Origin of the sequence: Methyloprofundus sedimenti (genome assembly GCF_002072955.1) — a bacterium.
Taxonomy (GTDB): Bacteria; Pseudomonadota; Gammaproteobacteria; order Methylococcales; family Methylomonadaceae; genus Methyloprofundus; species Methyloprofundus sedimenti.
The window spans coordinates 1,085,146-1,109,709 of record NZ_LPUF01000001.1 but is presented as its reverse complement, the minus strand read 5'-3'; the positions used below and the strand labels follow the sequence as shown (position 1 = coordinate 1,109,709).

Here is a 24,564-nt window from a genome sequence, read left to right as displayed (position 1 = left end):
CTCGTCATTCCCGAAGTCTTTTATCGGGAATCTTTGCTTACCCCACGAGATTCCTGCTAAAAGCGTGCAGGAATGACGAATATAGCTGAGAGTTATGGGTAATCAGGTATACCTAAGTATTATCTCAAAACCAAATTAACGCTTGTTTTCCGTCAGGTTTGCAGCTAAAGCCTTATTGTACTCGCGTACCAGCATGATGCCGAATATCAACCAAAGCACAACCAATGATACATTGAAGATAAAAAATTGTTTGGTCGATAGTGATAACACTTGAACACCTATTAGAACTGTAATGGCGGCTAATCCATCTCCAAATCGAACATAAAGTGTATCTATGGCAGGTTTCCCGAGAAATCGCATCTTCGTGTCAACCGGTAGCCAAAGCACATGACGAGCGGTATTGTTGATCGAATAGTCTGTGGCATTTTCTGCAATCTTCATTATTTTTACAACTAACAGAATTGGCAATAACGCCATAGTCGTATAGGAAAGCAGAGCGATAACGGGCAGAGTCAAAAGAATAACTCCAAAACCGCCTAGTTTGAGCAAGCGTGAGGCCATAAAAGACTGTAGAAACAAGGCGGTGATATTCACCCAGAAAAAGAAGTTCCCATAAAATGCCGTGGTACCATCCCGAATGAATCCGAGTATCTGCTGAGAACCGGTTATATTCAGCTCTATCGCTTGCATAGCCAGTGCATCCTGAATCACCCGAAATAAAAGGTTTTCACCATTGGTATTTACCCAATTAGTTAAAAGCGTGACTAGAGCAGCAGCCAGCATAAAACGACTGTAAAATATTAGTTTGGCACCGATAATAATAGGTTTAATATCTTTATTTTCAGTCACTAAGGCAGGAATACTTACAGAAGATTTAACCTTACCCAAGGAACCTTGATTTCTTAGGCGGGCATCAACAGTACGGGTGATTAAAACCGAACCGAAAAGTGGCAAGGTTGCAATGAGCAACAAGGCTTCTGTATGAATGATTCCGGTTTCGACAAACAGATCAACCATCCATGAACCTGCGGCAGCTCCAGAGGTCCCCCCTATGGCTATTAGAGGCAAGAGACGTTTGCCGCTTTCATCAGTGTATATATCAGCGCTGAAAGTCCAGAATTGAGCGACAATAAATACCCCGAACATGCCCACCCAAAGATAGAAAATAATTCCTGATGCCGGTAACCCTTCAATAAATAAACCCGGTTGAAGAATCCAGAATATTACCATATTAGATATGCAAAACAGGGTTGCTCGTGTAATTAAGGTAATGCGACTCCAACGCTCGGATAGACGACCATACCATCCGACAATAAATAATAGAAATATACTCTGAGCAAAACTTGAATAAGCCCTGACTTCCATTTTCGACAGGCCTTCAATATCTGAAATAGCGATCCAGCCTTCACGTAATGGCTTAATGAAATAATAAGCACAGAGAATAAGAAATACATTGGTGAGCATTAGAAGTGCTGTGGAACCTTCCCCAGCTCGCACTTCAGTGAAAATCCGAAGAATTCGCTCTGTCTTTGTAAGATGCATATTGTCCGATTGTTAAACTTTTCAATGTATTCATGATAGCTTATCTCTATCCTTATTATTGTAAAAATTTAAAGATCGTTGCTAAAGCTCAACCACTATGGACTGAAAATACACGTGTCGAAGATTCGATTCTGCCTCCGGGCACTTTTGCTGAAGAAAATTTAAGGCTAAGTTTCTCAGTAGGATTGTAATCCGGGGAGAAAACAGACTGTTGTTCAACCTAACCCGTAGTTACTATTACCCGATACGTAGATTGTAATCCGGGGAGAAAACAGACTGTTGTTCAACCGTTAAGCGTCCAGTACTAGCCTGTTTAAATTCCTTAACGAGACGCCGCTGCCATAATAAATCACACCACCTTTAATCAGAATGATCTTACCTATATAATAAATAAAAAGGATTCCTGATTACGTACAACTCACAGCCCTATTAAATTAAATTTTAAAATATCAGTATATTTAAGCGTCTCGTCATTTTCGCAGTCTACCCAGTCAAGCTTGGGCACAAGCTTTATCGAGAATCTTTGCTTAACCCACGAGATTCCTGCTGCAAGCATCACCGCCATTAAGTTAAGGAATAAATCCATATTAAACAAAATGTTACACTGTAGGTTGGGTTAGCTTATCTAGCGAAGCGTAGATAACGTAACCCAACAATGCCTCGTTTGGAGCCTATGTTGGGTTACGTTTTTATTGCTTTGCAATAAAAATCTCTTAACTTAAGGTAGTGCGCTATAAGCATCGGATGGCGAATATAGCTGAGAGTTATGGGTAATCAGGAAAGGATTTGTCGGTAACAGTAATTTTTTGTGCTAGCTAAACCTTAGATCGGCAGACTAATTGCCACTCGCCAATAAGCGAATGGACGTGATGATTGAATACTTCTGTTATGACACTCCTGGCATAAATCTTAAGTTCAGCCACGCCTCCATGTCGACCCGAAGTCGAGTTTGCTATAGAATTTAATGCGGTCATATTGATCATCCTTATAATTATCGTATTAAGCCTGCTAAATTTCGAAGTTAATGCCTCACTCTTCCACAACAAAAATGCGTGCCATAAATATCATTAATTCAGGAATAAGTAGCAGCCTGCAAATAGACCAGCGCCCTATCCCAATCGCAAAAGCCGATGAGGTTTTAATTAAAGTGCATGCCGCCGGTGTCAATCGTCCCGACATTATGCAACGCCAGGGACTTTACCCGCCACCAGCTGGTGCTGTTGATATTTTAGGTTTGGAAGTGGCCGGAACCATTGCCGCATTAGGCAGCAATATTACCCATTTAAATATTGGCGATAAAGTGTGTGCATTAATCACCGGCGGTGGGTATGCAGAATACTGCACTGCTTCGGCTCAACTGTGTTTAGCCATTCCGGATGCATTGAGCTTTGTACAAGCCGCTGCATTGCCGGAAACCTATTTTACTGTCTGGAGTAATGTTTTTGATCGCGCCAGCCTGCAGCTGCAGGTTGGCGAAACGCTGTTAGTTCATGGCGGTAGTAGTGGCATTGGTACGACAGCAATTCAATTGGCTAAAGCCTTTGGAGCAAAGGTTATAGTCACCGCAGGTAGCGAAGAAAAGTGCCTGTTTTGCACTGAACTCGGTGCGGATTTAGCGATAAATTACCAGCAGCAAGATTTTGTTGAAGAAATAAAATGCTATACACAAGGTAAAGGCGTTAATGTTATTCTGGATATGGTCGGCGGGGATTATTTGGCGCGCAATATAAAATGCATGGATTTTGATGCACGACTGGTACAGATTGCACTACAAAAGGGTATCAAAGCTGAGCTTAATTTATTGCCAGTTATGCTTAAACGCCTGACGCTTACAGGCTCGACCCTGCGTTCACGAAGTATCGAATTTAAAGCACACATTGCTAAGCAATTAAAAAGAAATGTCTGGCCTTTATTGACAAATGGTCAGATTAAACCGGTTATTTATCAAACTTTCCCTTTAGCAGAAGCAGAAAAAGCACATGCGTTAATGGAAACCAGCCTACATATAGGTAAAATTATCTTGACGGTATAAAATAAATAACACTCTTCTCGCTGAGGCCTATGCAAATTAATCTTTTCATCCTGTGAATGACAACGGGCCGCGCCCACCTACAAAAATCAGGTTGCTCAAGTTAGTTAATGCACACCCCTTAGTAAATGACTGTTGCCAAAACCATCCTTCTAAACCGGTAAAAATGAAATTAATATCCCTGTTACGTTACCTTATAACGCTTTGTTTTCTTTATCCTTTAGCCGTAATTGCGGCCCCGGAGTATGTCGGGGAGCAAACTTGCAAGTCCTGCCATCTTGAAGAACATAATCAATGGCAAGACTCGCACCATGATCTGGCGATGCAGGAAGCAAATGCACAAAATGTCCTGGGCAATTTTAATAATGCGACCTTTAGCAAGTCAGGTATCAGCAGTCGTTTTTATAAAAATCAGGATCAGTTTATGGTCAATACCGATGGCCCGGATGGCAAGCTGCACGACTATCAAATTAGCTACGTTTTTGGCATCTACCCTTTGCAGCAATATATGGTTAAATTTCCTAAGGGCAAAATTCAGGTGCTTGATATAGCCTGGGACAGTCGTAGCAAAGAACAGGGCGGGCAACGCTGGTTTAGCCTGCATCCTGATGAGGCTATTAAAGCTGGCGATGTATTGCACTGGACAGGACCGAATTTAAACTGGAATTTTATGTGTGCCGATTGTCACAGTACCCATCTGCAGAAAAATTATTCCGAGCAGGATAAAAGCTACGCGACAACATGGGATGAAATCAATGTTTCCTGTGAAGCCTGCCATGGCCCAGCCTCTGAACATATCATCTGGGCAGAAAAGCCAGCAGACAAACGTGACAGGCAAGTAAATGGATTAACAGTTCATCTGCCCAAACCCGCAAACAGAAACTGGACAATCAATACTAAAACGGGTAAACCAGAACTATCAGGTAGCTCATCTACAAATCAGGCAGAAATACAGGTCTGTGCTAAATGCCATTCGCGCCGCGCACAACTGGATGATAACTTTGTTCCGGGAGATAATTTCCGCGATCATTATTTACCTGCATTATTAACCGCGCCACTGTATTATCCCGATGGTCAAATCAAAGATGAGGTCTATGTCTATGCTTCATTTTTGCAGAGCAAGATGTATCAGGCAGGAGTGATCTGTAGCGATTGTCATAATCCACATACACTGGCACGTAAAGCCGAAAGTGATAAGGTTTGTCTGCAATGTCATCTGGCTACTGATTATGCAACCTCAAAACATCATTTTCATCAGGATAAGTCTGCCGGAGCTAGTTGCATTGCCTGTCATATGCCTGCAACCGTATATATGGGGGTAGATGCACGTAATGATCATAGTTTCCGGATACCGCGCCCGGACCTGGCAACTCAATTAGCAACACCTGATGCCTGCACTAACTGCCATCAGCATAAAAATAGCCCGTGGGCAGCAGAGGCAATTAAAAAATGGTATGGAAAAACACCGCAAGGTTATCAGCAATTTGGCCCGACACTCCATGCATTAGAGCAACAACAGGCAGATGCTTTACAGCTGGCTTACGGAACACTGTTAAATGTGACGCCAAATATTGCTAAAGCTACCGTCGTAGGACACCTAGGAGAATACCCTTCAAGACAGACCCTGATGACAGCTATGCAAATGCTACGCTCACAAGATACGGATGTGCGTAGACAGGCTTTACTGGCACTGGAATTATTTCCTTTAGAGCATACAGTTGCGCAGATTTTCGCGGCATTAAATGATCCTGTTAAAATTGTGCGTATGGAAGCGGCACGCATTTTAGCAGCTGTACCACGCGGTTCACTGGAAAAACAACAACAAGAATTAATTGATAAAGTCAGCGAAGAATATCGGCAAAGTCTGTTATTTGCAGCCGACCGGCCCGAGGCACAATTGTCCTTAGCGCAACTTTACAGCCAGTTGGGACAGTTTGCCAAGGCTGAGGCTGCTTTTAAGCAAGCATTGATTTTGCAAGTACAGTTTATTCCCGCGTATGTTAATTATGCTAATTTTTTGCAGCAACAGAATCAGGAGCAAGCCGCCTTTGCAATATTACAGCAGGGCTTAAAAGTTATTCCAGATGCTGCTTTGTATCACTCGCTAGGGCTTTGGTATGTGCGACATGGCGAAAAAGAAAAAGCCCTGCAGGCATTACAAAAAGCCGCTGAACTAGAGCCTGATACCGCGAGTTATCAATATGTATATGCGGTTGCCACAGCTGAAAAGCATCCTGAACAGGCGATCAAAATACTGCAAAGCGCACTACAAAAACACACTGGAAATATAGAAATACTGATGGCTCTAGCTAGTTATAATCAGCAGTTAGGTGATCAGGCTAAAGCCACTGAATATCGTAATAAAGCAGAAAGTGTTATGCAGTATAAGCGTTAAGGCCATTGCAGGACTTTCGCCTGCCATTATTAGCGTGTAAGCCTTATTAAGGCGGGCTAAAGCCGCATCCCACTGTTAAGAAATAAAGAGGAGGTTTATGCTATTCCACCGGAGCAGGTAATCGGAAGTAGTATCAAAACCAGACTGGAAATGCGTGATGGGATTCCCGTATTGGTAAGATTGCCAGAAATCAATTATATTGATGATAAAGCCAACAAACCAGTGAGGATCAATCAACATACCGATGCACAACGAAAATATACCTATGACAGGGACTCTCATATAGACAAACTGGACAAGGCACTTGATGCAGCTCAGAAAAACGGCTGGACAGTGCTCGATATGCAGCAAGACTGGATTGTCATTTATCCAGCTAATTAGTCAACTTTGAGACGAAAATTTTACAGGAAAATTATTTCATTTGAAGTTACACTGTCGTTTCAATAATTAAGCCTTGCTGCTTAATATATAGGTAAACAATCTGAGCGCCTATATACTTAAAAAATGCTACTCTTTAAAAGGATATCTCCATGACTGATCATACTTATAAAAAAATCGAATTAACGGGCTCATCAACGGTTGGCATTCAACAAGCAATAGAAACAGCTGTCGCCAAAGCTTCGGAAACTATTCATAATATGCGCTGGTTCGAAGTTGTCGAAACCCGCGGCCATATTGAAGATGGCAAAGTCGCCCACTGGCAAGTGACAATTAAGGTCGGATTTACCCTGGGCGCATAATTAACTAAATATTCGTAGTGTAGTGGTCAAGTAACAAAGCACAACAGCTTAGGAAACTCGCAACAAATACCCCACCCATCTTGCTAGTCTTTTTGTCCGTCTTCTGCTTTGTAGAAATAGTTACGTAGCCAACTATGTGCCTATTTCTAAGCCTTGAAGACAAACAAAAATCCTGCGCAATATGGGGTAGCATATTTATTGCGCGCTGCCTTAGCTATAACAATCGCCTCAATCTATTCACTATATAATCCGCAACCATCACCGCTCGAAGTATCGCTATTTTCAGAAATCCTTTCTACTTCGCTAAAGCCTGTGCCCCGCAGCCGCAATACAATTAGCTGGCTGTGTGTAATTTATTACATACTTATAAGCAAGTTCCTGTAGACTAGCTGTCACACTGAAAAGTGATTCCAATCTTAAATGAGACAACACATGAGTTTTGCTGCACTAAACCTATCCCCAGATATTCTTAAAGCCATTTCCGAAAAAGGCTATCAAACCCCTTCCCCCATACAGCTTGAAGCAATACCTGCAGTACTTGCAGGACGTGATGTAATGGCTGCCGCACAAACAGGCACAGGTAAAACAGCAGGATTCACACTTCCTTTACTAGAGTTACTTTCTACAGGTGAACACGTTAACGCCAATCAGGTACGTGCATTAATATTAACGCCTACACGTGAATTAGCCGCGCAAATCGAGGCCAGCATTAATAGCTATGGCAAGCATTTACCCTTACGTTCTACGGTGGTGTTTGGCGGTGTAAAAATTAATCCGCAAATGATGCGCCTGCGTCAGGGTGTGGATATTCTAGTCGCGACACCAGGACGCTTATTAGACCTGTATAACCAAAATGCCGTTAGATTTTCGCAATTAGAAATTCTGGTACTGGATGAGGCCGATCGTATGCTGGATATGGGCTTTATTCATGATATACGCAAAATATTAGCGACACTGCCTAAAAAACGCCAAAACCTGCTCTTTTCGGCTACTTTTTCTGATGAAATTCGTCAGTTAGCTAAAACTATCGTACATAATCCTGTTGAAATTTCGGTTAGCCCACTGATTACCACTGCAGAAAATGTAAAGCAGTGTATTTATCCAGTTGATAAGAAAAAGAAACCTGAATTACTCACTCAGCTGATCAAGCAAAACCAATGGCAACAAGTGCTGGTTTTTACCCGAACCAAACGCGGCGCGAATCAATTAGCCCGCCATCTGGAAACAGAAGGAATTCAGTCCTCGGCGATTCATGGAAATAAAAGCCAGGGCGCACGAACCAAAGCCCTGGCCGATTTTAAAAGTGGCCTTATCCGGATTCTGGTAGCAACCGATATCGCTGCACGAGGTCTGGATATAGATCAATTACCACAAGTGGTTAATTTTGATTTGCCCAATGTACCCGAAGACTATGTCCATCGTATTGGTCGTACAGGGCGCGCAGGTGCATCGGGGCATGCGGTATCATTAGTGAGTGCCGATGAATTTCAACAGCTTGTTGATATTGAGCGACTCATTAAATCACTGCTTGGCCGTGAAATGGTAGAGGGTTTTGAGCCTGTTCATAGCTTGCCCGAATCGCGTTTAGACAGCCGCCCTATTAAACCCAGCAGACCGAAAAAACCCAGAGTAGGTCATAGAGATGGTCAACGTTCTGGCGCAAGTGCTGAGGGTAACAATCCCAGAGGCAGAAATAATAGAACTCGAACGGCATAAGAAAATACACGACACACAGTTACATCATCATTAATATGGGCGCAGCTCTTTAACCTGCAATTTATAAAACGGGCTGAAGACCTGCACCCAAAATCGAAAATTATATTTTATATTCAGTCACTTAAAATGCCTTATAGCAGCCAACTGCGGTTTCTAGGTTTAAATCATGCAAGACATTAAATAGCATTTAAAATACTGTATTATTTCAACATGGACACCGAAACCCAGGAACCAGAAAAGCGGTATGCTTCTTTGCATCCCATTCGTATAATTGAATCCCTCGACCCTGGCTGTCATAACCTTGAAAATAAGGTATAAAAACACGGTTAAACTTGGTAACTTATCAGAAAGTTTTATTAGCAAAAAGTAACCAGATCCGCAGCATTTTCAATTTTCGGATCTAAATATAGGAGAATAACAATGTTGACTGTAAACTTAAATGCGGTAGCTGGAATTGCAATACTTCAGCCAGATGGAGAGCTATCTATAGCAGACTTTAAAGCCGCCAGTAAAATTATTGACCCGTATATTGAAAGTGCAGGGAAATTAAAAGGTATCATAATTCATGTGCAGTCATTTCCAGGTTGGGATTCATTCGCGGCCTTGATAAGCCATTTTAAATTTATCAAGGAACATCATAAACAAGTGTCCCACATTGCTTTGGTAACAGATTCTGCTATCGGCAGTTTTGCTGAAAATATCGCAAGTCACTTTGTCAGTGCAGATATTAAACGTTTTGCCTTTAATAAGTTAGATGCAGCAGAAAAATGGATAATTACAGGTGAATACCAGTAAATCACTCAAGATGGATATGCATTCCGTCCCGACCAAACTCATCATGGATGAGCGTCTGTAATTCTTTAACGAAGCATAACAAAACCAATACCTTTCTGAGTCTAATTGGTTGTTATGCTGTTAGGGAAAAGCATCACTCACAGAAGACATTGATACCTGAACCAGATATTTTGCAAGATCCTGGATTCGTTATCTTGGCTGATCACTCTCCTCGTCTTGAATGTAGAACAGAAATAACAGCTACCGTATGCGCACCTGGCGAAAACTGGGCATCAGCAAAGCAGACAGCATTTGAACAATATTTGTGTGCGTTATCGGGACTCTATTTTCTGGCAGACTGGGCCTTGTTTATATTTTTTGCCATGCCTTTTACCCTCTTATTATCATGTCCATAAACAATAAGTTAAAAAGTAATGCTTAATAAGCTAGTCTAATTCTGCTTTTGCATTAACTTGGCAAATTCCGTTTCTGAAATTATATCTCGATTACTTTCAACCCTGTCCAGATAAACCAGACCATCAAGATGATCATATTCATGCTGAAAAACGCGTGCTATAAAACCGTCTAAAATCTGCGTAACCGATTCCCCTTCTGCATTTGTATAAGTCGCTTTTATATTGGTATATCTGGGTACTTTTGCCCGAACACCAGGGATACTTAAACAACCTTCCCAATCTTTTTCCTGTTGCTCACTAATACATTCAAAACACGGATTAACCATTAACGTTGCCTGCATCTCAGGCGCATAGGGATACCGTTCCGACGGTCTGGATGCAATAATCATCATACGCCATGACTCGGATATTTGTGGTGCAGCTATCCCCACGCCATTAGTGCTCGCCAAAGTAGTAAACATATCGCTTACGATAAACTGCATTTCAGCTGATTTAACATCCTGCACTTCTGCTGCACGCAGACGCAAAATCCCTGCACCTAATTGCGCAATTTCTCTTACCTGGGTCATACCTCAAACTCCACTTCATAGCCGGCAAATTTACGGATATTAATCACGCCGGTATCAAACAGTAAATACTGCCCTTTAATCCCTAGTAAGACTCCAGCCACCTCAGGCGCTTTATCTAAATTAAATGATTTTACTTTAACGGGATACTGCTCAACAGGATATACAATATCTGTGACTTTTTCTTCAGGCAATAACTCAATCGCCTGATCACCAAATTTCTCTTTTATCGCCGCGAGTTGCTGCTGACAAACAGACAATAATTCATCACGCTTTGCCAGTAGATCAACAGGGTCTTGCAGATTTTTCAACATGCGTTGCCAACTGGTTTTATCACTGACATGCTCAGCAATGATGATCTCCGCCAGGCCTGAAACATATCGTGATTGCACCCTTAAAATAGGCAGTGCTTGCACCGCTCCCTGATCTATCCAGCGCGTTGGCACCTGGGTATGTCGAGTAATCCCAACTTTAATGCCTGATGAATTAGCCAAATAAACAAAATGTGGTTGAAAACAAAACTTCTTCGCCCATTCTGGCTCCCGGCAGGTACCGGCATCGAAATGACACAACTCAGGTTTCATTATGCATATATCGCATTGTGCCAATGTAATAAAACACGGGTAACAAAATCCCTGATTAAAACTTTTTTTTATCGCACGCTGACAATGCACACAAAAAATCTTGCCTGTGTAGTTCAGTTTAATCGCTTTGCCGATACAGGAGTTTAATTCTATTAACTGCTCACCCAACGGCAAATGATACTTTACCGGCTGTTGTAACTCAGTTTTCATCTTACGTAATATTCCCTGCACTCACTTCACCTTAAAATCAAAAATTAAACAAATATCAACGCTCAAAGTATAAAGAATATGCGTATAATTATATAGTTATTAATTTTCCATATTTAAGAGAAGCAATATGTCATTTACAAACGTCAAATCTGGTAAAGATGTCCCTAGTGACATCAATGTTATTATTGAAATCCCAGCGTACAGTGACCCTGTCAAATATGAAGTAGACAAAGCAACTGGCGCATTAACTGTAGACCGTTTTATGGGTACAGCGATGCAATACCCTGCAAACTATGGTTATGTTCCACACACTTTATCTGATGACGGTGATCCGGTTGACGTATTGGTTATAACACCACACCCTATTCTAAGTGGCAGTGTTATTCGTTGCCGCCCGATTGGTGTACTGAAAATGTCTGATGAAGCAGGTGAAGATGCAAAAATTTTGGCTGTACCTGTACAAAAACTGACTCAGTATTACAATAAAATTGAAACCTATCTGGACTTCCCGGAAGCGGATCTGAATAAAATTTCTCATTTCTTTGAGCATTACAAAGATCTGGAAAAAGGCAAATGGGTTAAGGTTGAAGGCTGGTTCGGCATTGCAGATGCCGAAGCTGAAATCACGTCAAGTATTGAGCGTTACAACAACACAGCACAAAAACCTGCATTTTAAATAACAGCAGCAAACCTCATTCCCACGCCCAGCGTGGGAATGAATGAGCAGACGTTCTACATCACAGAACGCCGAGCGTTTACGGATGCATTCCCACGCAGAACCGGTGAACGAGTAAATCCCGAAATAAAATCGCTTACAAATACCCATCCGTATTTTTTACCACCCAGCGATGCTGGTCATCGGTTAGTATCTCTTTTTTCCAGAAAGGCACTTTCGATTTTAATTGTTCCATAATATACCGACTGGCATCAAACGCATCACCTCGATGCACAGACCAGATGACAACAAGCACCAGTACATCATCAGTAAACACATCACCAACACGATGAATGACCAGTGAATCCAGTAATGACCATTTTTCTTCAGCGTCTGCTACAACCATAGCCAATTGTTTTTCAGTCATACCGGGGTAGTGTTCCAGAGTCATACCCTGCACCTTGTCGCCTTGATTAAAATCACGCATCGTGCCAATAAATAGACTGGTCGCACCGTATTTTCCCGTTAAGGCACTTTTTTTCTGATGGCTTTGAGCCTCGGCAAAAGGATCAAATTCAGCAGACACTATCTTAATCATGCTAACCTCCCGTCACAGGCGGGAAAAATGCAACTTCGTCCTCATCAGCCACTTGCTGATCTAAACCCACATATTGCATATTAACGGCTGCAAGTATATTGACGGGCATTTCCTTTGCTGGAACGGCCCTTGCCCACACTTCAGCTACACTAATAGTCTGTTCAAATTCCAGATTATCACTATCGCGACCTAAACTTTCTTTTAAACTTGCAAAATAACGAACTTTAATGCTCACAGCCATTCACTCATTGACTAAAAAAATAGATAATAGACGGATGATACATGCCATTAATCGAAATCTAAAGTAACATGACAAAACTAACCCATTTCAACCTATCAGGTGAAGCGCATATGGTCGATGTTGGCCAAAAAGCGATTACCCAGCGAAGCGCAGTCACCACTGGTTATATCGAAATGCTGCCAGGTACCCTGACTCTTATTCAAAACGGCCAACATAAAAAAGGCGACGTGCTATCCATTGCCCGCATAGCAGGGATTATGGCCAGCAAAAAAACCGCTGACTTGATCCCCCTGTGCCATCCCCTGCCTATTACTCATGTAGAAGTAAATTTCACAATTGACACAGCAAAAAACCGTATTCATTGCCACGCCACAGTAAAAACCAATGGCCAGACCGGTGTTGAAATGGAAGCATTAACAGCAACGCAAATCGCGTTACTGACCATCTACGATATGTGTAAAGCAGTTGATCGAGGCATGAGCATTAACAAAGTGCAACTGCAACAAAAATCAGGCGGAAAGTCAGGGCACTGGCAACGTTCAGATCCCGCATAAGCAAATGAATTATTTTACCGATGCCATTACTGCGGCAATCAAGCTGTTGCTGCAGTTTGACCCTGAAATTTACCTGATTGTCTGGACATCGTTAAAAATAGCGCTGATAGCTACAACACTCGCCGCACTAATCGCAATTCCTGTAGGCATATTAATTGCTATAAATACCTTTATTGGCAAACGCATGGTATTGCAATTACTGAATACCTTAATGGCGATGCCAACGGTAATGATAGGCCTGATTTTCTATGGTTTACTCAGTCGCCGTGGTTTATTGGGTGATTATGGTCTGCTGTATTCAGAACCCGCCGTTATTATTGGCCAAGCCAGTTTAATATTGCCGATTATTATCAATATGTGCGTAGTCGCAGTACAATCAGCCGATAGTCGCTTATTACCTACCCTAAAATCACTGGGAGCCAGCCAAAGCCAGTTATTTTTGCCGCTGATAAAAGAATTACGTTATGTGATTCTGGCGGCGGTTATTACAGGCTTCGGGCGAGCAATAGGCGAAGTGGGAGCCGCCATGATGCTGGGAGGTAATATTCAAGGAACGACGCGAACCATGACTACTGCAATAGCGCTAGAAACCAGTAAAGGAGATTTTGAACTCGGCCTGGCCTTGGGCATCGTATTATTAATTATCGCTTTTAGTGTGAATTTCATACTCCAGCAACTTAACCCGGGCAAGCATATATAAACCCACCTGATTACGTACAACTCACAGCTATATTAAAATAAATTTTAAAATATCCGTTTGTTAAGCGTCTCGTCATTCCCGAAGTTTTTTATCAGGAATCTTTGCTTAACCCACGAGATTCCTGCTAAAAACATCACTGCCATTAAGTTAGGGAATAAATCCATATTAAACAAAATGTTACACTCTAGGCTGGGTTAGCTTATCTAGCGCAGCGTAGATAACGTAACCCAGCAATGCCTCGTTTGGAGCCTATGTTGGGTTACGTTTTTTATTGCTTTGCATGGTAATTCATATAGATATGTACTCAGCGAACCAGAAAACGTCCCTCTATAAAATTATGCTATTATAAACGTTTGATTATATTGCCTTGGAAAAGTCATTGAACCTAGAAACCGCAGTTGAGTACGGATTTTGTGGAAAATCTGAGTGTGAAAGACAAGGCACAGCTCGCAGGCAATGGCCGTAGCCCTTGGCAAGAGCTGTAACGCAGTATTTCGTGCTCAGATTTATCCACAAAACCGTAAAGCGGAGTATAGTCACCCAACAGGTGACAAGCATTTACGATCATTATATTTTATATTCAGTCACTTATAATGTTTTATAGCGGTCAACTGCGGTTTCTAGGTTAAATGGCAAGGATGCTTCAATATCAGCTTTTTAACCACCAAATTTTTTCTGCCATCCTTACTATATGCACAACAAAATTTTCTATTACCGTCTTATTCCTGTTGTCGTTGCTCTGATTGTCTTAAGTGCATGGCTGCGACCTGCTTTTTTTCAGCGCGCAGCAGGCATTGACTTACCAGCGGGACAACAACCCCAGCTAAGTCAGCCGCTGAAGGTCTACAAAGCATGTGAAGACGAGCACCCCGAATGGCGCGCGGCACAAGTGATTGATGGTGTTGAAATAGATGAATCCCTGCTTTGCGAACCGGACAACCCGTATAATATTGCAGCCTTTGTCAAAGGAATGAACAATGCTTCCATGCCTACCATCATGCATAGTCGTATTGCTGAAGATGCCTTAACCAAAAGTGATGATTTAGATGGCGATGGCGACCCGGATATTATCCGCATAAAACTCGAAGTCATTGAATTAAACGGCGCGACGCCTGACAGTCCCGGCGTTTTTCCCACTTATGAAATTGCACCTGGTATTCAACCAGGCATGTGGGCATTTTCACCTAAATTACGCGGCATGAGTGTGAAAAATTTCCGCTCAAATCAAGCCAATGCGATTTTACGCGCACCCTCTCCAGTGATACGCGTAGAACAAGGCGACAAGGTATACATCACGCTGGAAAATACGCATTATTTTCCGCATACTCTGCACTTTCATGGTGTCGATCATGCATTTAAAACACCCACAGGAGGCGATAATGATGGCGTACCGGTTACCGGCGAAAAGCCCGTTATGCCTGGCTCTACCCGTACCTATGAACTACAGCCGCGCCATGCGGGAACCATGCTCTATCATTGCCATGTGCAAACTGATAAACATTTAATGATGGGCTTAAATGGCATGTTTGTGGTTGAAGAAAACAAGCCCAACAACTGGGTACAAACCTTTAATGTAGGCGCGGGACATGTGCGCCATTCTTCAGTCGCAATTAAGCAAAAATTTGACCGCGAATACGATCTGCATTATCAGTCAATAGATAAAAACCTGGCAAAAAGCATACAAGAATCTAATGATATACGTGTAATTTCCAAGCAAATGCACCGCGTTTATAATATGAGTGAGTCCAGAGAAAATTACTTTATGCTCAATGGCCACTCTTTCCCTTTCACCTTGCGTGATGCTCTGATCATTGCCAAACCAGACGAAAATATTAAACTACGTATCGCTAATACCCAGCACAGCAATATTGCGGTACATATACATGGTCATAAAGCGACCATTACTGATTATGATGGTGTGGCACAGAATCCTGCCGCTCAAATTACCCGTGATGTTTATGACTTAGCCGCTGCGCAGCGCATTGACTTAAACCTGCAAACGACTAATGATGGCTTGCACAGCTATGGCGAAGGCGTCTGGCTGTTTCATGATCATGTGGAAATGGGCGTTGCCAATGATGGCATGAGCCCTGGCGGAAATATAGCCTTACTGGTTTATGAAAGCTTGCTCAACAAGCAGGGTATGCCATCCGTTTTACGCGACGATGCTTTAGATGATGTGCTGACTAATAGCTATTATGCCAAACAACGTCCACTCTGGGGAAAACTTGAAGCGGGTGAACTTGCTCCGGATTACCTGCGTATTATTTTATTTGGATTATTAGCGGGCCTTGCAATCGGGCTAACGGTATTTATTATTCGTGGATTAAACAGGGCTGACTCATGAAAAAGATAACATTACTGGTATGTTCTTTGGTTTTAACCATGCCTGTTTTTGCTGCAATGAATCATGGTGGCATGATCATGGATGAGAAAAGCATGATTATGAATAATAACCCGGATAACTTACCCAAAGATTGCCCGGCAATCTCCGAGGATGTCAATATCACTATTCGTGGTGGGAAAAAATTTGCCCAGGACTTTGCGGGCAAAATGTTTACTTATGATCAGCGCGACTGGCAAGTCCCCCCCTGTGCCCGTGTTAATGTCACTTTTATCAACGAAGATGATATACGCCATCAATTTATGATTCATGGTCTGCCAGGGTACATGTACCCCAAAGGCATGTTCACCATTGAACTTTACGGCAAAGGTCAAAAAACCGGCTCGTTTATCGTACCCAGCCGTGACTATACCTATTACATCCACTGTGAAGTCTCCCAACATACAGAAAAAGGCATGAAAGCCCAGCTAAAAGTAGGAAAAGGGTCTGGAAACTTAGATAGTATTTTAGGCTTGACAGCACCTTTGACACCTGACCTGTATCCTATTGACAACACCCATTACACCTGGATTATTTTAATTTCCAGTATTATTATTGGCATTATGTTGATAAAACTACAGGGTATTTTATTTACTACGCATGTAAAGCAAGATGCCGATTCCTAGGTAGAATTAGAATACTAAGAGCACTATTTAATTCCCTGAAATGAAAAAATAGGTGCACGACCCGTGCACCTACAGAATACAACACACTTCTTTCTTGCATTGCTAGCGTATTTCAATTTGACGAATGATCTCGCCGTCTTCATTTCAGGGTTTAAACAACGCACTTCGCCTTGGCGCTATTTTCATAATTTGCAGAAAAATAGGCCAGATAACCCATTTATTAATTATTTTTTCAATTATTCCCTAAAAAAACTTCCCATTTTAGATGTTAGGTATATAATTTAAAAGCGGAAAACAATTAAGGACTTCCGAGTGTTATTTCTTTTTAAGGATGAAGTCATTCCAAAATAAACAAGGACTACAATTATGAAAAATAATTATTTTATAAGTGTTATTGCAGCAATTTCAATGTTTGCAGTAATGAGTGCAGCACAGGCACAATCAATTGATCAAGGTTGCGAGCTTGACGGTGTTGGATATTACTTAATACCGAATCATGGTCATGATCTTGCGGTTATAATAGGGGACAAACCTGATGGAGCTAAATACAAGAAGGTGTGGGCTAGAAAAGTCGAATTTTGCGGCTTAAAGTATCATAAAAAATTCACCTTTAGTTTCCCTGGTAGTGACCACTTTGTTACTCTAGTAAAACTACTTGCTGTTGATGAAGAATATCTTAATGTTACTGGTGCTGCGTGCAGAGCAGAAGTTTACTTAAATGTCTCACCATCAGGAAGATCTTATATACCTCGTCACAGCGACAGACCAGTAGCATATTGCTCAATGATTACACACGGAGTTGTTCCTCTACCTTTTCATCCTAATTCTTTTGCTGCTGATGATGCTGCTGCAGAAGATAGCTTTGCCACTGCTGTAAGAGAGTTAGAAGCTAAAGGATATGAACTGGTAGTCGAAGACGAAGAAGAATAGTCTATTAAATATACTTTAGTTTATTAATATGGAGTATTGGGGGCGCTTTAAAAAGTGTCCCCAATACCTTTTAATTCACCGATTAAAACAGAGTTTCATAAAAATTTTCTAAGCTAGAAATAAGCTCACCCTGAGTTAGTCACCTTTCCTTCCGAATCTCACCGGCTTTTTATCAACACCTCAACTTGATTCATTAAAAACTAATACGCTGGGTTATGAAACGTTGAGCAAGCATATATAAATTCCCATGCGACTATGGTCATGCTTATTGGCAGCTATATGGATCATCAGGAGCCGGTAAAATTACGCCGCATAGCACTTTGTTGCTATCAGGGCTTTTATAAGTCGGTTGTGATACAACTCTTGCCAAGGACTACTACGGCCATTGCCTGCGAGCTGTGCCTTGTCTTTCACACTCAGATTTTCCACAAAATCCGTGCTCAACTGAAGTTTCCAGGTTACAGGCTTAGCGACTTTTTTATCATGCTAGCGTCTCTTGCGCTCGCTGTGCCATCCCTCAAGCGCATTCCGTTAAAGTTAAACTCTTACACTCGCCCCAGCATGCAAGACCGCAACGAGAGCCCTACCCTAGTACTCTAACGCCTGCTCAAAAGGCTTGGACGAAAGCAGATACAAATATGTCATATCGCCAAAATCTTTCCGCGGTGCGACTTTCTCCTCTTCAATCGTCGATGCCAGCCAGTTGCCTTTCAGGTGCTGATAATCAATCGTAACCGTCTCATTTGACAAATTACGCACCTCAACAGCCGTCACATAAACGCCTCCTTTCCGCCAACTCGCAACAGGAGCGGCTGTAAGACGCAAATCATAAAACACCTCAGCAAGTTGATACGCACCAGGCACTTGCACCGCCTGAATTCCTGCAACCTTCTCATGCTTTGAGTCTGGCAGACGTACTGTTCTGGCCGCATATTCGGTCAACTGCATAAAAGTAGCCTGCTCGGGCTCAGCAACTTTAGGCACCTTGGCACCTGCACCTTTGCCATGATAACTGTCAAATTCATCTTGCAGGGGGTACACCTTATAATCCGGTTGTAACTCATAGCCTTTATCCAGATGCTGGTTGTTCTTGTACATATCCAGATGATTAAGATTATCCGCACTGGGATGAATGCTATTCGCCTCCAGCCAGGCCTGATTCACATCAATATCATCCTCTTTATTATTCATCACATAAGGACGAATCAAAATCACCATTTCAGTACGTCTGCGCACCCTCTGAATATCGTTAAAGAAAAAACCTAAATAAGGAATATCGCCCAATACCGGGACTTTTTTCTCTATATCTTCAGAGCGCTCATTAATCAAACCACCGACAGCAATCATCTGTGCATTTTCCGCGACAATATCACCAGAAAAAGTCTGCGCCTGTACCGTATCTACCTTGTAATTCGTTAGTGTCCCTCTTCCATCAGCATTGGGGATATTGCCACAACCTTCACAAACCCTGGAGTCTTCAACCAACAGGCGAATATCCACCGTACCATCCGCACTGATATTCGGTGTTAATAACAAGGTTTTACCAATCGGTCGAATTTCAGTATCAGGGGCTTGAATACAAACACTCTGCGAAATGCCACCGCCAAGCACTCCAGACTGCGTTGCTATCGCAGGACAAGTCACACTGAGACTCGTGGTAATCGGCCGTTCCTCACCTATAAATATCCGGCTGACCTCCTGATTGGAAGTGGTAATCATCGGAGTCGCCAGCGCTGTCACCCGACCTTCCTCCTCCAGCAGTTTTAAACGCGCCTTGAAGTTTTTACTGACCACCGCCGCAACCATAGAGGGATCACCCAGTCCGGTGCGGACCAGATCAGAGACATTACTCGCTGCTGTAATAAAATTCTCGCTGGATGCCTTGGTTACCTGAAAATCCCCTGAATTAATCGTAAAATCAAAACTTGATTCATAACCATCATTTAAAATCAGCTCCAGCACCTTCACTTCAAGCATTAATGTCGCCATATTAATATTCAATTTCTTGAATAAAATTTGAATTTCCTGCATGGCGTCTTTATCACGGGTACGCACTAACACACGGTTTTGGCGACGAATCAAGGTTACATAAATCGGCGAAACATGCTCAATCAACTCATTCATGGACGCTGTAGAGCCTATATGCGAGCCGGTCAACATCGCATCAGTCTCATTTTTCGGCAACTGTTCCAAGGCATCAAATGCCTGATTACGGCCTAAAAACATGCCATTGTTTTGCCCGTTTCCATTGCGGTTATTGCTATTGCGGTTATTATAGTTGCCATTGCGGTTATTATTATTTCCATTCTGGCTATTATTGTTATTGTTGCCATTCCGGCTATTATTATTGCTGTTGTTATTGCCATTCTGGCTATTATTGTTACCCCCCCCCGAACTACTAATCCCAAAGCCATTAGAATTACTATTATCAGTTTGATTATAAGTATTGCTGGCAATAATATCGAAGCGCTCCAGGCGCTCATACAGATCATTAATCACTTCATTTTCATCAGCGCCCTGACTTAGCATTACCCGCCCGTAGCCAAATAAATCCTGAATCATATAGCCGAAGTCCAGCGAAGTACGCTGATGCTTAAAAGTAAACACTTCGGTACGCTCGTTTCGATAGTCGACATTACCCAGACGGAATTCTTTAACGGTATAAACCCGAATAACCCCGGATTTTTTATCTTTCTCATACCATAGATTATACGTTTTCGCCATCGCCTCCAGCACGGCCATCGGCTGTATATTACGTAAATACATGGTCATCTGTATTTCCGCTGCCGCCTTAGAGGAAATAATATTCATATCCGATTGCTTGGACAAAATACGCAGCGCATCACCCACCGTAATATCTTGAAAATCAAGCTCGGAAATCTTGTTGCTAATTCTTTTAGCCGACCATGCGGAACCGAAAACAGCCAGGCACACAATTAATAAGACACAACGCAAACGGAACATAGACCACATAGCTTAATTAAAAATCAGAATTTTATTAAAAGGCATAACCAATAAGCGGACTCTATGCTCGTTGATTTCCTGTACATGAAAAGTGACCAATTGATCATCAATCACCCGGGTTAATTGATCACCTTCTACAAAATGGTGATATTTACCATTTGCCTTAAGCACCACTGTAGCAGGCTTATTCTCACTATAAACCCGCCCCACAATCTCAATCTCAGGCAGCTCAAATTTTTTCGCACCCACCGCAGTTGGTACACCTTGTATTACAGGTGGACTTTTCCCCTGCAAACCACGCAGTGCCTGCCTGAAATTGCCACTCATCGCCGAAGGGTCACGCAAAACTTTAACCGTCTTATTAACATTATTTACATTCAAACCACTGCTTTTTCTGTAAACCCTGTTTCCTGGCGCGCCCTCCTGTACTTTTTCCGGGACTTGCTTTTGTACTTCCTCTTGTACTTGTCCTGGGACTTGTTTTTTTACTTGCTCTTGTACTTGTTCTGGAGCTTGTTCTTGCACTTGCTTTTGTGCAGCAAACACCAGTGAACAAAACCCCAATAACCCAAAAACCAACCACCTCATGAAGGACTCCCGCCTGCCGCTGAAAACATCGCCACCAAAAAGGCCGCATAGACAAAGCCAATAATGCCTCCCACAAATATAGTCATCATAGGCGCAATCATTCCCGTCAATTTCGCTATAGACTGTTCCAGCAACTCATTATGATATTCTGTCATTTCTACTAAAATATCATCCAGAGTTCCTGAGTTCTCACCAACTCGAATCATTTGCAACACCAGATCCGTATACCGAGCCTTCTCAGCTAAAGGCTCAGCCAAAGAAGAACCCTGCAGTACCCGGCTATGTGCAAAAGCGACATGACTGGCCATAAATTTATTACCGTGCAACTGCTCCATGGTCTTTAAAGCATCCACAATCAATACACCACTGCTGAGTAACAGCCCCATCGCCCGGCAGAAAAGCACCGTTCCTGATAGCCGTAAAACATGCCCGATCAATGGAATTCTCAAAGAAAACCGGTCCACCCACCAGCGTGAAGGCGGCCAGTGATACAACAGTACAAAAACCACGACAAACACCACGGCAAAAATACCCATAAATATCGCATTCTGAACAAACCAGTCGGATATATCGATCAATGCCTGAGTAATGGGTGGCATCGGTTTCCCCATAATCAACAATAACTTCTTGATCTCCGGTACGATACTGGTCAGCATAAACACCACCAGACCAATAGCAAACAGCAAGGTAAACACCGGATACTTCAAAGCCGAAGTAATCTGTTTTTTTAAACGCCGCGTCGAAGCCATCTCTTTAGCCGCCTGATCCATAACGGTACTCATATGCCCGGTTTGCTCTCCCACCTTGACTAATTGAATGGTCAAATTAGAAAACAGATCCTGTTCTATTAAGGCATCGGTAAGCGCACCGCCTTGCTGAATTCGCTCAGCAATCTTCACCCATACCTTACGCACACCTATACGTGAATGTTTGCGTATCAACTCCACGGCATCCATCAAACTCACACCGCTGCGCAACATCACCGCAATCTGATGAAAGGCATTCTCTATATCCAGAGACCTGATTGAACGGTAATCCAGGGGATTTAAACTATAAGACTCCTCATCTTTATTTTTTTTCAGCTCATTAATCTGTAAAACCAGCAAACCTTCACCACGCAACTGCATAATCGCCGCATCCCGCGAAACACTGTCCACCACATCACTCGTCTGCTGACCGCTACGATCCCGAGCGGTATAGCTAAAAATTGTCATCGAGAACCCCCCTCACTCTCACCTGCGCAAAATAAACCCTTCCTTCCCACGCGCTATAAACCCCTCGTTCCCACGCTCTGCGTGGGAATGCATAAGGAAACGCTCTGCGTTTCGTGACGCACAGCGTCACTCACTACCCACCCCAATTTCCGGGCTACCACGACAATGCCACCTACATCCCTCGTTCCCACGCTCTGCGTGGGAATGCATGAAGAAACGCTCTGCGTTTCGTGACGTACAGCGTCACTCACTACCCACCCTAAATTCCGGGCTACCACGACGACGCCACCTGCATAACTTCTGAATACGAAGTTTTACCCAGCAACATCTTATCCACCGCATCATCCAGCAAACTATTAATCCCTTCCGCGTGCATCATAGCCAGCAAATCCGACTCACTGCCGCCTTCGGCAATGACTCGCGCCCACTCCGTGCGCAACTCCACCACCTCATACAAACCAATCCGCCCCTTAAAACCTTTATTGCCACAATACACACAGCCCACCGGCTCATACACACGGGTACCTTCCAGATCCTTGCGATCAATCGCGATAGCCTCAACCGCCAGTAAGGGGCGTGCAATACTGCAATGCCCGCACAAGCGGCGTAATAAACGCTGTGCAATGACCACGCGCAACGCCGCCGCCACCAGATATGCCGGCACACCCATGTCAATCAACCGCGTAATCGTCGCAATCGCCGAATTAGTATGCAAAGTGCTCAACACCATATGCCCGGTCAACGCTGCCTTAATCGCAATATCCGCGGTTTCCTTATCGCGGATCTCACCCACCATCACCACATCAGGGTCATGGCGCAAAATACTGCGTAACGCCGAATTAAAACTCACCTTATCCGAATTGGAATCAATCTCACATTGCGCCGCACCAGGGATTTCATATTCAATCGGATCTTCCACCGTCATGATATTCACCTGACGCTCACGCAACAATTTGGTCATCGCCGCATATAAAGTCGTCGTTTTACCGCTTCCGGTAGGGCCGGTCAGCACCATCATTCCCTGGATACGACTCAAAAACTGCTCAATCATTAACTGGTGATATTCAATAAACCCCAGATTAACCAGCGTCAAAGAATCATTTTGCGTCGCCAGCAAACGCATGGTAATCCGCTCGCCATACTTGGTCGGCAGAGTCGCCGCACGGATATCCACCTGCTGATTGCTGCCGGTAAATTTATGCGTAAAGCGCCCGTCCTGTGGCGCACGCTTCTCTGCAATATCCAGCCCGGAAATAACCTTAAGTCGACTCGCTAAATCCTGATAAATATCTGTCTTGATTTCATCAAACACCTCCAGCTGGCCATCCACCCTGAAGCGAATCCGCGCACCTTTAACATGCGGGTCTACATGAATATCCGACGCCTGACGTATAAAAGCCGAATACAGCAGTCCCTCTGCCAGATCAATCGCCGCATTACCGGCATCCTCCTTTTGTTTCGCAACCGGTTTAACTGCAGCCTGATGCACGGTATTACCGTAAACATCTTTTAACACCTGCTCTAGCGCTTTGGCATCCACCGGCCAGCTGCGAATAGGCGCTTTTAACATCCTGCTCACGCTATTCAGCACCGTTATATTTTTAATATCGGCACACGCCACTTGAATAACGCCATGCAGATCCAGAAAAGGCAACAGCTTACGCCGCACAGCAATACCGGCTGGAATTCTTAAAGCACAAGCCGGATCAATACGGATAGCGCTGATATCCAGCTGATGCGTCTCCGGTGTCAAGCCGGTATGATCGACAAACTGTACGCCAAAATGCACATCACCCGCACTACGATCCAGCCAGCAGACCCGCGCTATACGGGTAAATCGTCTCTGCCCGGTATTCAGATTAAGCGTCAGCTCAACATCCACATCAATATCTATCCCGCCCTGAGCAATAACCAGACTGACACCTGTCAAGGAGCTATCCACCACCGTGCCAGACACTGAACTTCCGGCCGCAGTAAATAAAGTCGCACTCCAGCCGCTGACCACACTGCGCTGATTCGCGCGCAGCTCATGTTCTCTGGATTGCGTCTTCCAGCTCGCTAAAGAAAAATTTGAATTGCTACTCATAAACACCTCACCTTGTCGCTAGACACCAAACACCTCGTTCCCACGCCAAATAC

Annotated in this window: 22 protein-coding genes; 12 read left to right on the top strand and 10 right to left on the bottom strand. The window is 43.2% G+C overall.

Going from position 1 to position 24,564, the window contains the following annotated elements:
- Nucleotides 1-135: 135 nt before the first annotated feature.
- Nucleotides 136-1,464, bottom strand: coding sequence for an NTP/NDP exchange transporter (locus AU255_RS04945; RefSeq protein ID WP_080521844.1), 1,329 nt, complete (start codon nucleotides 1,462-1,464; stop codon nucleotides 136-138).
- Between the two features lie 893 nt (nucleotides 1,465-2,357).
- Nucleotides 2,358-2,516: a hypothetical protein gene (locus AU255_RS20030; RefSeq protein ID WP_158083057.1), complete on the bottom strand. Its 159-nt coding sequence runs from the start codon at nucleotides 2,514-2,516 to the stop codon at nucleotides 2,358-2,360.
- Between the two features lie 74 nt (nucleotides 2,517-2,590).
- Between AU255_RS20030 and AU255_RS04940 the strand changes: the two genes are divergently transcribed.
- From AU255_RS04940 to AU255_RS04915, 6 genes are all read left to right on the top strand, one after another.
- Nucleotides 2,591-3,574, top strand: a complete 984-nt coding sequence (locus tag AU255_RS04940) for an NAD(P)H-quinone oxidoreductase (protein WP_080521843.1) — start codon at nucleotides 2,591-2,593, stop codon at nucleotides 3,572-3,574.
- Between the two features lie 163 nt (nucleotides 3,575-3,737).
- Nucleotides 3,738-5,966 carry a HEAT repeat domain-containing protein gene (locus AU255_RS04935; RefSeq protein WP_080521842.1) on the top strand — a complete coding sequence of 743 codons (2,229 nt, stop codon included), beginning with the start codon at nucleotides 3,738-3,740 and terminating at the stop codon, nucleotides 5,964-5,966.
- A gap of 150 nt (nucleotides 5,967-6,116) precedes the next feature.
- The gene (locus AU255_RS04930) at nucleotides 6,117-6,347 is read left to right on the top strand and encodes a hypothetical protein (protein WP_080521841.1); all 231 of its coding nucleotides are present in this window, start codon (nucleotides 6,117-6,119) and stop codon (nucleotides 6,345-6,347) included.
- A gap of 149 nt (nucleotides 6,348-6,496) precedes the next feature.
- Nucleotides 6,497-6,706 (top strand): dodecin, encoded by a 210-nt coding sequence (locus AU255_RS04925; RefSeq protein ID WP_080521840.1) that lies wholly within the window; start codon nucleotides 6,497-6,499, stop codon nucleotides 6,704-6,706.
- A 432-nt stretch (nucleotides 6,707-7,138) separates the two neighbouring features.
- On the top strand, nucleotides 7,139-8,422 hold the full coding sequence (locus AU255_RS04920; protein WP_080521839.1) for a DEAD/DEAH box helicase: 1,284 nt from the start codon (nucleotides 7,139-7,141) through the stop codon (nucleotides 8,420-8,422).
- 420 nt (nucleotides 8,423-8,842) lie between these two features.
- A complete protein-coding gene (locus tag AU255_RS04915) occupies nucleotides 8,843-9,217 on the top strand; it encodes a SpoIIAA family protein (RefSeq protein ID WP_080521838.1) in 375 nt (124 codons plus the stop codon).
- Nucleotides 9,218-9,647: 430 nt separating this feature from the next.
- Here AU255_RS04915 and def read toward each other — a convergent pair whose 3' ends face one another.
- On the bottom strand, nucleotides 9,648-10,181 hold the full coding sequence (def, locus tag AU255_RS04905) for a peptide deformylase (RefSeq protein WP_080521836.1): 534 nt from the start codon (nucleotides 10,179-10,181) through the stop codon (nucleotides 9,648-9,650).
- A complete protein-coding gene (locus tag AU255_RS04900) occupies nucleotides 10,178-10,972 on the bottom strand; it encodes a DUF2797 domain-containing protein (protein WP_080521835.1) in 795 nt (264 codons plus the stop codon). The genes def and AU255_RS04900 overlap by 4 nt, the downstream gene beginning before the upstream one ends.
- 127 nt (nucleotides 10,973-11,099) lie before the next feature.
- Between AU255_RS04900 and ppa the strand changes: the two genes are divergently transcribed.
- Nucleotides 11,100-11,648 carry an inorganic diphosphatase gene (ppa, locus tag AU255_RS04895; protein WP_080521834.1) on the top strand — a complete coding sequence of 183 codons (549 nt, stop codon included), beginning with the start codon at nucleotides 11,100-11,102 and terminating at the stop codon, nucleotides 11,646-11,648.
- A 136-nt stretch (nucleotides 11,649-11,784) separates the two neighbouring features.
- Here ppa and AU255_RS04890 read toward each other — a convergent pair whose 3' ends face one another.
- The gene (locus AU255_RS04890) at nucleotides 11,785-12,225 is read right to left on the bottom strand and encodes a molybdenum cofactor biosynthesis protein MoaE (protein WP_080521833.1); all 441 of its coding nucleotides are present in this window, start codon (nucleotides 12,223-12,225) and stop codon (nucleotides 11,785-11,787) included.
- A gap of 1 nt (nucleotide 12,226) precedes the next feature.
- Nucleotides 12,227-12,460: a MoaD/ThiS family protein gene (locus AU255_RS04885; protein WP_080523285.1), complete on the bottom strand. Its 234-nt coding sequence runs from the start codon at nucleotides 12,458-12,460 to the stop codon at nucleotides 12,227-12,229.
- 74 nt (nucleotides 12,461-12,534) lie between these two features.
- On the opposite strand from AU255_RS04885, the gene moaC reads away from it, so the two are divergent.
- The 5 genes from moaC to AU255_RS04860 all read left to right on the top strand — a co-directional run bounded on the left by moaC (nucleotide 12,535) and on the right by AU255_RS04860 (nucleotide 17,659).
- Nucleotides 12,535-13,020, top strand: coding sequence for a cyclic pyranopterin monophosphate synthase MoaC (moaC, locus tag AU255_RS04880; protein ID WP_080521832.1), 486 nt, complete (start codon nucleotides 12,535-12,537; stop codon nucleotides 13,018-13,020).
- A 4-nt stretch (nucleotides 13,021-13,024) separates the two neighbouring features.
- The gene (locus AU255_RS04875; protein WP_080521831.1) at nucleotides 13,025-13,720 is read left to right on the top strand and encodes an ABC transporter permease; all 696 of its coding nucleotides are present in this window, start codon (nucleotides 13,025-13,027) and stop codon (nucleotides 13,718-13,720) included.
- 691 nt (nucleotides 13,721-14,411) lie between these two features.
- Nucleotides 14,412-16,067, top strand: coding sequence for a multicopper oxidase domain-containing protein (locus AU255_RS04870; RefSeq protein ID WP_080521830.1), 1,656 nt, complete (start codon nucleotides 14,412-14,414; stop codon nucleotides 16,065-16,067).
- Nucleotides 16,064-16,729, top strand: a complete 666-nt coding sequence (locus tag AU255_RS04865) for a multicopper oxidase domain-containing protein (protein WP_080521829.1) — start codon at nucleotides 16,064-16,066, stop codon at nucleotides 16,727-16,729. The genes AU255_RS04870 and AU255_RS04865 overlap by 4 nt, the downstream gene beginning before the upstream one ends.
- Before the next feature lie 366 nt (nucleotides 16,730-17,095).
- Nucleotides 17,096-17,659 carry a hypothetical protein gene (locus AU255_RS04860; protein ID WP_080521828.1) on the top strand — a complete coding sequence of 188 codons (564 nt, stop codon included), beginning with the start codon at nucleotides 17,096-17,098 and terminating at the stop codon, nucleotides 17,657-17,659.
- Nucleotides 17,660-18,247: 588 nt separating this feature from the next.
- Here the strand turns inward: AU255_RS04860 and AU255_RS04855 are convergent.
- The 4 genes from AU255_RS04855 to AU255_RS04840 form a co-directional block, all read right to left on the bottom strand.
- On the bottom strand, nucleotides 18,248-20,623 hold the full coding sequence (locus AU255_RS04855; protein WP_158083056.1) for a DUF3438 family protein: 2,376 nt from the start codon (nucleotides 20,621-20,623) through the stop codon (nucleotides 18,248-18,250).
- Nucleotides 20,624-20,635: 12 nt separating this feature from the next.
- Nucleotides 20,636-21,211, bottom strand: coding sequence for a hypothetical protein (locus AU255_RS04850; RefSeq protein WP_080521826.1), 576 nt, complete (start codon nucleotides 21,209-21,211; stop codon nucleotides 20,636-20,638).
- Entirely contained in the window at nucleotides 21,208-22,425 is a 1,218-nt protein-coding gene (locus tag AU255_RS04845) for a type II secretion system F family protein (protein WP_080521825.1), read from the bottom strand. Before AU255_RS04845 ends, AU255_RS04850 begins: the two co-directional genes overlap by 4 nt.
- 271 nt (nucleotides 22,426-22,696) lie before the next feature.
- A complete protein-coding gene (locus AU255_RS04840; RefSeq protein ID WP_080521824.1) occupies nucleotides 22,697-24,511 on the bottom strand; it encodes an ATPase, T2SS/T4P/T4SS family in 1,815 nt (604 codons plus the stop codon).
- Between the last annotated feature and the right edge of the window lie 53 nt (nucleotides 24,512-24,564).